8 protein-coding genes and 2 rRNA genes (1 of these 10 cut by a window edge) are annotated in these 12,698 nt (G+C 66.3%); 5 read left to right on the forward strand and 5 right to left on the reverse strand.

The genetic code is table 11. The annotated features are described in order from the left end of the window. Position 1 precedes the first annotated feature (1 nt). The 5 genes from tssF to ACWPN8_RS19835 are packed head-to-tail and all read left to right on the forward strand — an operon-like array spanning position 2 to position 8,308. Entirely contained in the window at positions 2 to 1,798 is a 1,797-nt protein-coding gene (gene tssF, locus ACWPN8_RS19815) for a type VI secretion system baseplate subunit TssF (protein ID WP_492241966.1), read from the forward strand. Further along, positions 1,762 to 2,799: a type VI secretion system baseplate subunit TssG gene (gene tssG, locus ACWPN8_RS19820; protein WP_492241967.1), complete on the forward strand. Its 1,038-nt coding sequence runs from the start codon at positions 1,762 to 1,764 to the stop codon at positions 2,797 to 2,799. The genes tssF and tssG overlap by 37 nt, the downstream gene beginning before the upstream one ends. Continuing rightward, positions 2,796 to 5,435: a type VI secretion system ATPase TssH gene (tssH, locus tag ACWPN8_RS19825; RefSeq protein WP_492241968.1), complete on the forward strand. Its 2,640-nt coding sequence runs from the start codon at positions 2,796 to 2,798 to the stop codon at positions 5,433 to 5,435. Before tssG ends, tssH begins: the two co-directional genes overlap by 4 nt. 52 nt (positions 5,436 to 5,487) lie before the next feature. After that, complete coding sequence (locus tag ACWPN8_RS19830) at positions 5,488 to 7,605, forward strand: type VI secretion system Vgr family protein (protein ID WP_492241969.1); 2,118 nt, start codon at positions 5,488 to 5,490, stop codon at positions 7,603 to 7,605. Positions 7,606 to 7,615: 10 nt separating this feature from the next. Next, positions 7,616 to 8,308 (forward strand): toxin-antitoxin system YwqK family antitoxin, encoded by a 693-nt coding sequence (locus tag ACWPN8_RS19835; RefSeq protein ID WP_492241970.1) that lies wholly within the window; start codon positions 7,616 to 7,618, stop codon positions 8,306 to 8,308. A gap of 30 nt (positions 8,309 to 8,338) precedes the next feature. Here ACWPN8_RS19835 and ACWPN8_RS19840 read toward each other — a convergent pair whose 3' ends face one another. The 5 genes from ACWPN8_RS19840 to ACWPN8_RS19860 form a co-directional block, all read right to left on the reverse strand. Next, positions 8,339 to 8,728, reverse strand: coding sequence for a DUF4280 domain-containing protein (locus tag ACWPN8_RS19840; RefSeq protein WP_109051039.1), 390 nt, complete (start codon positions 8,726 to 8,728; stop codon positions 8,339 to 8,341). Between the two features lie 105 nt (positions 8,729 to 8,833). Continuing rightward, a complete protein-coding gene (locus ACWPN8_RS19845) occupies positions 8,834 to 9,970 on the reverse strand; it encodes a hypothetical protein (RefSeq protein WP_109451177.1) in 1,137 nt (378 codons plus the stop codon). A 305-nt stretch (positions 9,971 to 10,275) separates the two neighbouring features. Beyond that, a complete protein-coding gene (locus tag ACWPN8_RS19850; RefSeq protein WP_492241971.1) occupies positions 10,276 to 11,211 on the reverse strand; it encodes a DMT family transporter in 936 nt (311 codons plus the stop codon). 240 nt (positions 11,212 to 11,451) lie between these two features. After that, a 5S ribosomal RNA gene (rrf, locus tag ACWPN8_RS19855) occupies positions 11,452 to 11,567 on the reverse strand. Between the two features lie 148 nt (positions 11,568 to 11,715). After that, a 23S ribosomal RNA gene (locus tag ACWPN8_RS19860) occupies positions 11,716 to 12,698 on the reverse strand (it continues 1,763 nt past the right edge of the window).

Raw genomic sequence — 12,698 nt, forward strand, 5'->3', positions numbered from 1 at the left:
CATGCGGCGCGAGGACCTCCTCGAACATTATGAGCGCGAACTGCTGTACGTCCGCCGGGCGGGCGAGGCGTTCGCACGCAGCTACCCGAAGATCGCCCGACGCTTGGCGCTCGGGCCCGACCAGGCGGCCGATCCCAACGTCGAGCGGCTGATCGAGTCCTTCGCGTTCCTGACCGGACGGCTGCAACTCAACCTCGACCGCGAGTTTCCGCGCTTCACCGAAGCGCTGCTGGGCATCCTCCACCCGCAGCTGGTGGCGCCGGTGCCGCCGATGGGCATCGCCCAGATGGAGCCGGCGGCCGGCAACGGCCAGCTCACCGGCGGCTTCACCGTGCCGCGGGGCACCGCCCTGCACGCCCTGGCCGAAGGATCGGCGCGCTGCCGCTTCCGCACCGCCTACGACGTGACCCTGTGGCCGCTGGCGCTGACCGAGGCCGCGGTGGAGCCGACCGAGCGCTACGACTTCATCGACGGCGGCGAAGCCGCCTCGGTCCTGCGCCTGCGGCTGGAGACCTGCAACCAGGTCTTCGAGAACCTCCCGGTCGAGAGCCTGAGGCTGTTCCTCAACGGCGAGCCGGTGCTGAACGCGGCGCTGCACGAACTGCTGCTGTGCGGCATGGTGGAGGTCGTCTACCTGATGCCCGGCAAGCCGCCGGTGCGGCTGCGCGGCGACGACCTGCTGCGCCCCGTCGGCTTCGAGCCCAACCAGACCGTGCTGCCCCACCCGCGGCACGCCCAGCCGGCCTACGGCCTGCTGCAGGAGTATTTCGAGTTCCCGCAGAAGTTCGACTTCTACGATCTGGCGCTGCCGCAGGGCCGGCTGTCGGGCACCGTGGTGGACGTGCTGATCCTGGTGTCGCGCCCGCTGCCCAACCGGCTGACGGTGCGCCGCGACTGTTTCCGGCTAGGCTGCACGCCGATCGTCAACCTGTTCACCCGCTCGGCCGAGCCGGTGCGGCTCAACCACAAGCGCACCTCCTACCGCGTCGTCGCCGACGCCATGCGCGAGCGGACCACCGAGATCCATTCGGTGCTGGAGGTCACGGGCATGCGCGACGCCGATGGCGCGCGACGCAGCTATGTGCCCCTGTTCTCCTTCCAGCATGCCAGCGCCGATGCCGATCCGCGCGGCTTCTGGCTCGCCGCGCGCGAACCGACCCAGCGCGAGGACATGCCGGGCACCGACGTTTATCTCAGCCTGCACCATCTCGACCTCGACCCGGCGGAGCCGGCGGACGAGACGCTGCTGGTCAGGGTCGCCTGCACCAACCGCGGTCTGGCGGAACAGGTGCCGGCCGGGGCGGTGCTGATGATCGAGGAGGCGGCCCCCATCGCCTCCATCCGCTGCCTGAACAAGCCGACCGCCGGGCGTCCCGCCCCGATCGGCGGCACGTCGGCGTGGAAGCTGGTCTCGCATCTGTCGGTCAACCATCTCAGCCTGACGGGCGATCCGGAGGGGCTGCGGGCGCTCCAGGCAATTCTCGGGCTCTATGCGCCGGACGACGTGATGGCGCAGAACCAGCTGCGCGGCCTGAACGCCCTGTCCTCGCGGCCGGTCCTGCACCGCATCGGCCAGGATGCCTGGCGCGGCTTCGTGCGCGGGCTGGAACTGACGCTCGACATCGACGAGCGCAACTTCGTGGGCACCAGCCCGCTGGTGTTCGGCGGGGTGCTGAGCCGCTTCCTCGGCCTCTACGTCAACGTCAACGCTTTCGCCCAGCTCCGGCTGCGCTCGGTGCAACGAGGGGGGATCTGGAAGACATGGCCACGCCTGGCAGGCAATCAGCCCGTCCTCTGATCGAGGCGCTGGAGGCCGAGCCCTGGGGGTTCGACCTGTTCCAGGCCATCGCCTTGCTGGAACGCGCCGCACCGGACCGCGAGCCGCTCGGGTCTGGCATCGATCCCGACCGCGAGGCCGTGCGCATCGAACATGAAGCCACCCTCGCCTTCCCGGCCAGCGACGTGGTGTCGGCACGGCAGGACGAGGACGGGCGTGGCGTCGTGCGCTCGCCGGTACTGGGGCTCGGCGGCACGGGCGGCCCCCTGCCCTATGTCGCGACCGAGATGATGCTGGAGCGCGTGGCCCGTCACGACACGGCGGGCGCCGCCTTCTACGACATCTTCAACCACCGCCTGATGTCGATCCTCTACCGGACGCGGCAGGGCAGCCTGCCGCTGCTGGAGCGCGATCCGGAGCGGTCGCTGCTGGCCCGGGCGCTGCGTTCCCTGGTGGGCATCGGCACCGATCACCTGGAAGAGCGGCTGCCCGGTACGCCCGACCGCATGCTGCTGGCCTTTTCCGGCATCCTGTCCTGCCGCGTGCGCTCCGCCGCCGGGCTGGAAACGATGATCGGCGCCATCTTCCAGGTGGAGGCACGGGTCAAGGGCTTCGTCGGCCGCTGGCTTCCTCTCGGCGAGGAGGCGACGACAGTCGTCAGCGGCGGACGGCGGGGACGCAACAACCGGCTGGGCCGGGACGTGGTGGTTGGACGGCGCGTCTGGGACCAGCAGACCTGCTACGCCATCGAACTGAAAATGGACTCGCTGGAGCGCTATCGCGACTTCCTGCCCAGCGGCCGCCACCACGCCACGCTGTGCGCCCTCGCCCGCTTCCACAGCGGCGAGGGCATGGATTTCCAGATCTCCCTGGTGCTGAGCCCGCCGATGGTGCCGCACACCCGCCTTTCCGCCCGCGACGGCAGCCTGCTCGGCTGGACGTCCTGGCTGCGCTTCCCCAACTCGCCGAGCCGGACACCCGGCCAGCTCACTCTTCAGCCCGCGACCGGAGGCAGCCCGTGACCGCCGACATCAAGACCCTGATCGGAAAGCTCGACCGCGACGGCCGCAAGGTGCTGGAACGCGCCGCCGCACTGTGCGTGTCGAACACCCATTACGACGTCGAGGTCGAACATCTGCTCCTCAGTGTCCTGCGCACCAACAGCGGCGTCGTGGCCGGCATCTTGCGCCATTACACCGTCGATGCCGCGCGGGTCGAGGCCGAGCTGAACGCGGCGCTGGAGAAGATCCGCCGCGGCAACACCCGCACCCCCGCCTTCTCGCCGCGGGTGCCGGAGTTGCTGGAGAACGCGCTGCTCACCTCGGTCACGCATCTGGACAGCCCGCAGATCCTGGTGCCGGCCATGCTGTGGGCGGCGGTCGCCTGCGATTCGGTGCGCGCGGTGATCGGCGAATCGGCACCGTCGCTGCTCGCCATCCCGCGTGACCGCACCGCCACCGACCTGCCGGAACTCGTGCGCATGCTGCGCAGCGACACCAAGCTCGGCGAGGCGTCCTCAGCCGCACCCGCACCGCTCGGCGAGGGACCCTCGACGCCGTCGCCGCTGGCCTCCGGCCAGTCCATGCTGGACCAGTACACCGTCGACCTGACGGCGCAGGCGCGGGCCGGCAAGATCGATCCGGTGATCGGCCGCGACCGCGAAATCCGCCAGGTCGTCGACGTGATGATGCGGCGGCGGCAGAACAACCCGATCCTGGTCGGCGACCCCGGCGTCGGCAAGACCGCCATCGTCGAGGGGCTGGCGCTGCGCATCGCCGAGGGCGACGTGCCGGAGCCGTTGCGCGGCACGGCGATCCGCACGCTGGACCTCGGCCTCCTCCAGGCGGGCGCCGGCGTCAAGGGCGAGTTCGAGAACCGGCTGAAGTCGATCATCAAGGAGGTGGCGGCCTCCGCCGTGCCGACGGTGGTCTTCATCGACGAGGCCCATGCGCTGATCGGGGCCGGCGGGGCGGCCGGACAGGGCGACGCCGCCAACCTGCTGAAGCCGGCGCTCGCCCGCGGCGAGTTCCGCACCATCGCCGCCACCACCTGGGCCGAATACAAGAAATACTTCGAGAAGGACCCGGCGCTCGCCCGCCGTTTCCAGCCGGTCTCCGTGCCTGAGCCGGACGAGGTCGCCGCTGCCGCCATGCTGCGCGGGCTGGTGCGCCGCTTCGAGGAACACCACGGCGTGCGCGTGCTGGACGACGGCATCGCCGCGGCGGTGAAGCTGTCGGCGCGCTACATCCCGGCGCGCCAGCTTCCCGACAAGGCGATCAGCGTGCTGGACACCGCCTGCGCCCGGGTGGCCGTCGCCCGCACCTCCAAACCCGAAGCCGTCGAGACCCTGGAGCGCGAGGACCAGATGCTGGCCCGCGAGGCCGAGCGGCTGGAGCGCGAGGCCGGCGCGGCGCACGAGGCCCGGCTGGCCGGCATCGCCACCCGCCGCCTTGCCGTCGCCGAGGAGCTTGCGGCGCTGACCGGGCGCTGGACCCGCGAGGCCGAACTGGTGAAGGCCATCGACGAGGCGCTGACCGCTGGGCGGCAGGCCGACGCGGTGGCGGCGGAGGAGCGGCTGGCCGCGCTGCGCGGCGACGACGCGCTGGTACCGCACCGGGTCGACGGCGGCGTGGTCGCCGCGGTGGTGTCGAACTGGACCGGCATTCCGGTCGGCTCGATGTCCAAGGACGATGTCGATGTCGTCGTCGGGCTGGAGGAGCGCATGGAGGCGCGCGTCGTCGGCCAGCCGCAGGCGCTGCGCGCCATCGCGCGGGCGGTGCGCGGCTACCGCGCCGGGCTGAACGAGCCGAACCGCCCCATCGGCGTCTTCCTGCTGAGCGGTCCCAGCGGCGTCGGCAAGACGGAAACCTCGCTGGCCCTGGCCGAACTCCTGAACGGCGGCGAACAGAGCCTCATCACCATCAACATGTCGGAGTACCAGGAGGCGCACGCGGTGGCGACCCTGCGCGGCGCCCCTCCGGGCTATGTCGGCTACGGCAGCGGCGGCGTGCTGACCGAGGCGGTGCGGCGCCGCCCGCACTCGGTCATCCTGATGGACGAGGTGGAGAAGGCCCACCCGGACGTGCTGGACATGTTCTATCAGGTCTTCGACAAGGGCGTGCTGGAGGATGGCGAGGGGGTGGAGGTCGACTTCCGCAACACGCTGATCCTGCTGACCAGCAATCTCGGCGACGTGGAGCTGACCGAACTCGGGCGGGCGCGGCTCGATGCCGGCGAAATCCGCGAGGCGCTGGAAGAGGGTGTCGAGGCCATCTCCGATCCCCTGCGGCGGCGCTTCCGGCCGTCGTTCCTCGGTCGCCTGACGGTGGTGCCCTACTATCCCCTCAGCGAGCAGCAGGTCCGCGCCATCGCCCTGATGAAGGTGGAGAAGCTGCGCAAGCGCACCGAGGGCAACCGTGCCGCAGCACTGACCGTAGCCCCGGCAGCGTTGGAGGCGCTGGTGCGGCGGGCCGTGCATTCGGACGCAGGCGCCCGTATGATCGACACCCTGCTGTCGGAGTTCGTGGTTCCCGAAGTGGCCATGCGGATCCTCGATCGGGTGGCTGCCGGACAGCCGGTGGGGGCGATCCGGGTCGATTGCGACAGCGACGGGCGTTTCACCGTGACCGTTGGAGCCGCGGAACCGGCGCTGGCCTGACCGGCGGCGGGACGGGGCGAAGCAGCACGAGGGAAGGCGGCACGAGGGAAGAATGAGCGAGCGTTTCTCACAGGCCCAACAGCACCTGTCGATCTCGACTCCGCTCGGACCCGACAAGCTGATCCTGCGCAACATCGTGGGCGAGGAGCGGCTGTCGGCGCTCTTCTCCTACCGGGTGGCCATGCTGTCGTCGGACGACGACATCGACTTCGACCAGATCGTCGGCAAGCCGGTGACGGTGACGCTGACTCTGGGCGACGGCACGTCCAAGCGCTACATCAACGCCATCGTCGGCCGCATCGAGCTGACGCACATCGACGACCGCGATTCCTCCGCCCATTACGAGGCCGAACTGCATCCCTGGCTGTGGATGCTGACCCATTCCGGCGATTGCCGCATCTTCCAGGAGAAGACGGTGCCGGAAATCGTCGAGGCGGTGATCGGCTCCACCGGCACCATCAAGACGGTGTTGAACGGCACCTACGCGACCCGCGAATATTGCGTGCAGTATCGCGAGACCGACTACAACTTCATCGCCCGCCTGCTGGAAGAGGAAGGCATCTTCTATTTCTTCGAGCATGCCGACGGCGAGCACAAGCTGGTTCTGGGCGACGGCGACAGCGCCTTCACCACGAGCGCGCTGGTCTCCACCTACGAGTATCGCGGGCACAAGGCCTACGACAACGAGGACAACGTCATCACCCAGCTCGGCGTCGAGCGGCGGGTGACGACCAAGAGCGTCGGGGTGGACAGCTATCACTTCGAGACGCCGGCGACCGACCTCTACGCCACGGCGGAGGGGACTGCCGGCACCGGCACGATGAACGACTATGCGGTGCGCCACACGGTGTCCGCCGACGGCGAGCAGATCGCCCTGGTGCGCCAGCAGGCGCTTGCCTTCGCCAGCCAGCGCATCCGCGGCGGCGGCAACTGCCGCGGGATGGAGGCCGGGACCAAGATCACCATCTCCGGCCACCGCAAGGACTCGCTCAACGCGGAAATGGTTCTGAATTCCGTCCGCATCGAAGGGGCGACCAACCGCTTCGTCGCGACCTTCACCGGCTTCCCGTCAGCCCACCCCTTCCGCCCGCTCAACACCGCGCAGAAGCCGCGGATCCATTCGACCCAGACCGCCAAGGTGGTCGGCAAGTCGGGCGAGGAGATCTGGCTCGACCAGTATGGGCGGATCAAGGTGCAGTTCCACTGGGACCGGCTCGGCACCAACGACGAGAAAAGCTCGTGCTGGGTCCGGGTGGCGCAGGGTTGGGCCGGCAAGAATTACGGCATCATGTTCTTCCCCCGCGTCGGGCAGGAGGTGGTGGTCACTTTCCTGGACGGCGACCCCGACCGGCCGCTGGTCACCGGCGCCGTCTACAACGCCGACCAGACCGTTCCCTACACGCTGCCCGACGATTCCACGAAGAGCACCATCAAGACGCAGACCTCCAAGAACGGCACCGGCAAGTTCAACGAGATCCGCTTCGAGGACAAGGCCGACAACGAGGAGATCTTCGTCCAGGCCCAGAAGGACATGAACATCAAGGTCCTCAACGACCTGACACGGCTGGTCAAGCACGACGAGATCGAGACGATCGAGAACGACAGCACCATCGACGTCAAGAACGACCGCAAGCTGACGGTCAAGAACAACCATACGATCACCGTCACCGAAGGCAACGAGACGCACGCGATCTCAAAGGGCACCCGCGACCTGTCGGTCAAAGGCAAGGAGACGCACCTCAACAATGACGACTTCGAGCACACCGTCGACAACAACTACACCCTTACGGTCAAGGGCAACCTGACCATCGACGTGACCGGCGACATCGTGATCAAGGGCAAGTCGATCAAGCTGACGGCGACATCGGCCGACATCGGGATCAAGGCGGCGACCGGCATCGAGATCAAGGCGGGCACCTCGCTCGACGTCAAATCCGGCACCGCGATGACCGTGAAGGCCGGGACCGGCATGGAGATCGACGCCGGCATGGGCCTGGACATGAAGGCCGGCATGGGCGCCACGCTCAAGGGCGGCACGACGCTGGACCTCAAGGCGGGGCTGGCCCTGACGGCCCAGGGCCTGACCAGCACGGTGAAGGGCTCGGCGACGGCCGAGGTGAGCGGCGGCGGCATGCTGACGCTCAAGGGCGGCGTGGTGATGGTGAACTGAGATGACGGACATGGACTCTCCAACCGACGCCCCCGAGGCCGCAGGCCCCACCGAGATCAGGGTCGAGGAACGCGACGCGCACGGACGCATCGTCCAGTCCGGACGGCTGGTGGACGGGGTGTTCGACGGCGATTTCATCCGTTATGGAGAGACCGGACGGCCGACGATGCGTGCCCGCATGCGCGGCGGCGCCATGCATGGCGAGACACGCCATTATGACGATGATGGCAACATCGTGCAGGTGGCCGAGTATGCAAATGGGGTGCAGCACGGCACCTCGACCTTCTACATGCAAGCGCGGCTGGTCTGCCGCCTGAACTACCGCGCCGGCGAACTGGAAGGGCCGTCCGTCTATTTCGCCACCAACGGCACGGTGGCAGCCGTGGTGCAGTACCGTGCCGGCAAGCGCGAGGGCGAGTCTGTCTTCTACAGCCCCCATGGCGCGGTTCTGCGCCGGGAGACCTACGCCGCGGACCGTCTGCACGGCCCGACGGCAGGCTTTTTCGAGGGCGGAGCGGTCAGCGAGCAGACGTTCTTCCAGGACGGGCTGCTGGAGGGAGAATTCCTGCGTTTCTTTCCGTCCGGCAAGGTGATGCAGCGCGGCGTCTATCACCAGGGCGTCCTGGTGGAGCCGCTGCGGACCTTCTCCGAGGGCGGGAAGGAAACCGGCGCGATCCCGCCGCCGAAACCGCCGGGACGATAGCGTCTGGCGGTTCGGTCCGGCAACCGATGCTCAGGGGACCATTTCGGTGAACTGGCCGGGCAGCGTGATCTGGATCACGCCCCCAAAGGCGCACATGCATTTCGAACTGTTGTTGAGCGCCGGCATCTTGCCCACCAGGACGGTCGGGCTGCCGGGCACCCAGGGGGCGGCGGTCATCGGCGTGCAGGGCATGGGCGTCAGCACACCGAAGGCCGCCGCGGTGGCAGCGGCCACCGCCGGGTTGGCCATGCTCATGCACACGCCGAACGGCAGGACATTGACGAACGGCTTGCTGTCCATGATGTTGGCGGCGGGCACCTTGGAACTCATCACCGCGCTGGCGGGAAGCACCATGAGGCTCGACGGTGCGGCGCCGAAGCTGCACATCGTCATCGCGCCCATGACGGCCTGCATTCCCATGATGCGTCTCCTCTTCCCGTTCCCTGCGGTCCGTCTCCGGAATAAAGCCTGGAGTCTGTCCAGCGCCTCTCCAGGCGCGGGACAGACTCCGTTGAGGCACAGGCGTCAGCCGCCGGCCAGCTTGACGATCTGAAGCGTCGTCGAGACGATGGTCTTCAGGGTCGAGCCGATGGTGACAATGGTCTCGAGCGTCTCCTTCGTCACGCCGATCTTCTCGAGCGGCTTGCCGCGCAGGTCCTTGTAGCAGACGAGGTGGCCGGTCATCTGGTCGTAGAAGACGTCCTTCGTCTTGATACGCGCCTGCAGCTCATGAATCTTGTCGAGCGTGAAGGTGACCTTCTCGCCGAGAATCTTGACCAGGGCATCGGCTTGCTTGGAGAGCTTCTCCTTCTCCAGCTTTTCGATCTGGGTCATCATCTTCTTGGCCTGATCGTAGAGCTTGTCGGACTGCTCCTCCATCTTGCCGGTCTTGGCATGGTATTCGAGCAGCAGCTTCTCCATGCCGCCGACGGACTTCACGAACGGTACGCCCAGGATCGCCGCCACCTCGCGCGCGCCGGCCTTGAAATTCAGGTCACCGCTGCTGTAGGCCGACGCCAGCGTGTCGTCGGTCTTGCGGATGTCGGTCTCCGCCTTCTCGATGTCGCGGGCGAAATTGTGAATGGCGAGCGCCATGGTGACGGCGGTCTTGCCGATGCTGGCGACGGTCGTGCAGATGCCGATGATCGCCATCGGGGTGGCGCCGCCCGCCGTCACCGCCGCGACGCCGACACTGACGCCGGCCGACACGGTGTTGGCAAGGACGCTGATCGACCCCAGCACCATGGTCTTGGCGAACTTCAGCTTGAACGACTTCAGGTCCGATTTCTTGCTGGCATAGGCGTCCCAGGCCTTTTCCACCGCCTTCAGCGCCAGACCCGCCTGCGCCTCGGTGAACTGCTTGCACATGACGTTGATCGTCTTCTCACGCTCGGCCAGTTCCTTTTCATTGGCCGGCGGCTTCTTGCCCAGATTGGCGTCGAAATCCTGAAGAGCCCCCTGGACTTCCTTCTTGGACTTGTTGAGTTGCTCATAGGCCGCTTCGATCAGCTTCTGGACAATGATCTTGTCCTTGTCGATGGCCTTCTGGAGATCCTTCGGAACCTCCTTCAGATCCACCTTCGCGACCATGGCAGGGACCTTGATGTGTTTGGTCTTGAGCCCTGCGGAAAAATCCATCTCGGCGATCTGAATGCCGGCCATCGGGTGCTCTCCAGTGTTGGACCATTTCTCCCGCTTCAGTATCCACACTGGCAGCGCCACTTCGACCTGGACTTGCTCCGAACTGGACTGTTGGATAATCCATTTCCGGAACAATCCACCGCTGCAAGGTAACGGTTCAAGGAAAATTCAGCCACAATTGAGGATTGCGCCTCCGGCTACTTTGAACATGAAGGACGGTTCTCCACGCCGATTGGGGCTGGCCGCCCCGTTACCAAGGTCCGTCTTCAGCCGCAAGTGCGACGGCCAATCAGGATTTCCTTCTTGCGTTCGCTTGGCCCCGCCGATCAGCGCGCCCGTGCGGAAAGAGCGATTCCGCCGCCGATCAGCGCCACGCTGAGCAGCACGCCCAAGCTCAGCGGCTCGCTGTCGAAGACCGCGCTCAACAGAAGCGCCGTGACCGGCACCAGACAGACGATCTGCCCGGCTTGGCTGGCCGGCATCACCGACAGCGCCTTGCTCCACCACCAATAGCAAAGCCCGGTGGCGATCAGGCAGTTGTAGGCGATGACCGCCAGCAGCGAGCCCGACCAGTTGATCGGGTGCGCCGTTTCGGCGAACAGCGCCAGCGGCACCATCACCGCCGCGCTGGCAGCGACCTGCCAGAAGATCTGGGTCCAGAACGGCGTACTCCATAGCCGCCGGCGGTAGAGCGTCGCCCCCAGCGCCCAACTGATCGCGCAGCCGATCAGGAAGCCGTTGCCGATCAGCGCGTTGGCGTCGTTCCAGTTCACCAGCGCCGGGTTGAAGAAGACAACTACCCCGGCGAAGGTCAGCAGCGCCGCCGCGGCTTGCCGCCTGGAGATGCGCTCGCCAAGCAGCAGCAGGCCGAGCGGCAGCGTCCACATCTGCATGGTGTAGGCAAGCACCGACGCCCGCCCCGGCGAGACGAACTGCAACCCGATGTTGCTCAGCCCCATCATGCCGCCGACCTGCAGCAGGCCGACGACCGCGATCATCAGCCGCTCACCGCGGTGGGGCAGCAAGGGAAAGCGCAACAGCGGCGCCAGCAGGGCCAAGCTCACCGTGGTGCCGACCAGCCGAACGGCGCAGAAGGCGAGCGGCCCAATGTCGATCAGCGCCAGCTTCATCAGCGGCCAGTTGGCGCCCCAGAACAGGACGACCCCGGCAAGCTGCAGGTAGATTGTCGGGCCGGGCTCCGTTCCGGCTGCCGTCTGGCGGGCCGGCCCGTTTCGCCCCCCGTCCACCGTTTCGTCCGTCATGACCGGCCGCTCTCTTTAGGTTGCAGAGCATGCTAATTCGACAGACTGACAATCAGCCCTGCATTCCTCTGGCGGCAGCCGTGCGCCGACGACCCATGTCTTCAGGCGGGGCCTGCTCCTGAGGGCAAGCGCGGCCCGAACAGCGAAACGCCCCGTCTCTTTCGAGGCGGGGCGTTCGTGATCTGGATGAAGATGCAAGCATTTGGCTTTCTTGTATTGAGCGTCTCATGTGCCTGAGCGACCTGGCGGCGACCTACTCTCCCACGTCTTAAGACGCAGTACCATTGGCGCGGAGGCTTTTCACGGCCGAGTTCGGGATGGGATCGGGTGTTTGACACCTCGCCATGACCACCAGGTCACCGAGGCACAAGACCGACGCTGTTACCGAAAGCGCTTAATGCTTGTTCAGTGCAAGTGAGTTGAGGATGTATCGAACGGCTGTGCGCTGGTCAAGCACTGCTTTGGAGCAGGCTTGCTGCTGCGCATGGCGCGGTTAGTGGTGTCGAGATCAAGCCGATCGAGCGATTAGTAAGGCTTAGCTTCAAGCATTGCTGCCCGTCCACATGCCTCCTATCGACGTGATGGTCTGTCACGGCTCTCAAGGGAGCTCTGGTTTAGAGGTGGGTTTCCCGCTTAGATGCTTTCAGCGGTTATCCCGTCCATACTTAGCTACCCGGCCATGCCACTGGCGTGACAACCGGTGCACCAGAGGTATGTCCATCCCGGTCCTCTCGTACTAGGGACAAATCCTCGCAAAACTCCGACACCCACGGCAGATAGGGACCGAACTGTCTCACGACGTTCTAAACCCAGCTCACGTACCACTTTAATCGGCGAACAGCCGAACCCTTGGGACCTGCTCCAGCCCCAGGATGTGATGAGCCGACATCGAGGTGCCAAACGACTCCGTCGATATGGACTCTTGGGAGTCATCAGCCTGTTATCCCCGGCGTACCTTTTATCCGTTGAGCGATGGCCCGTCCACGTGGAGCCACCGGATCACTATGGCCGACTTTCGTCTCTGCTCGACTTGTCAGTCTTGCAGTCAGGCGGGCTTATGCCATTGCACTCGACGAGCGATTTCCGACCGCTCTGAGCCCACCATCGCGCGCCTCCGTTACACTTTGGGAGGCGACCGCCCCAGTCAAACTACCCGCCATGCAGGGTCCCGGACCCGGATAACGGGCCACGGTTAGATGCCAGAGACTTCAAGGGTGGTATTTCAAGGTTGGCTCCACACGAGCTGGCGCCCATGTTTCCAAGCCTCCCACCTATCCTACACATGAAGTCCCTAGCACCACTGCAAAGCTGTAGTAAAGGTGCACGGGGTCTTTCCGTCTGACCGCGGGAACTCCGCATCTTCACGGAGAGTTCAATTTCGCTGAGTTGGTGTTGGAGACAGCGGGGAAGTCGTTACGCCATTCGTGCAGGTCGGAACTTACCCGACAAGGAATTTCGCTACCTTAGGACCGTTATAGTTACGGCCG

The organism is Azospirillum sp. UENF 112521, assembly GCF_058780665.1.

What these genes read in the sequence shown, in the direction of transcription:
- ACWPN8_RS19830 (WP_492241969.1), top strand. Translation starts at nt 5,488, where the DNA reads ATGAGCGAGCGTTTCTCACAGGCCCAACAGCACCTGTCGATCTCGACT.
- ACWPN8_RS19835 (WP_492241970.1), top strand. Translation starts at nt 7,616, where the DNA reads ATGGACTCTCCAACCGACGCCCCCGAGGCCGCAGGCCCCACCGAGATC.
- tssF (WP_492241966.1), top strand. Translation starts at nt 2, where the DNA reads ATGCGGCGCGAGGACCTCCTCGAACATTATGAGCGCGAACTGCTGTAC.
- tssG (WP_492241967.1), top strand. Translation starts at nt 1,762, where the DNA reads ATGGCCACGCCTGGCAGGCAATCAGCCCGTCCTCTGATCGAGGCGCTG.
- ACWPN8_RS19845 (WP_109451177.1), bottom strand. Translation starts at nt 9,970, where the DNA reads ATGGCCGGCATTCAGATCGCCGAGATGGATTTTTCCGCAGGGCTCAAG.
- ACWPN8_RS19840 (WP_109051039.1), bottom strand. Translation starts at nt 8,728, where the DNA reads ATGGGAATGCAGGCCGTCATGGGCGCGATGACGATGTGCAGCTTCGGC.
- ACWPN8_RS19850 (WP_492241971.1), bottom strand. Translation starts at nt 11,211, where the DNA reads ATGACGGACGAAACGGTGGACGGGGGGCGAAACGGGCCGGCCCGCCAG.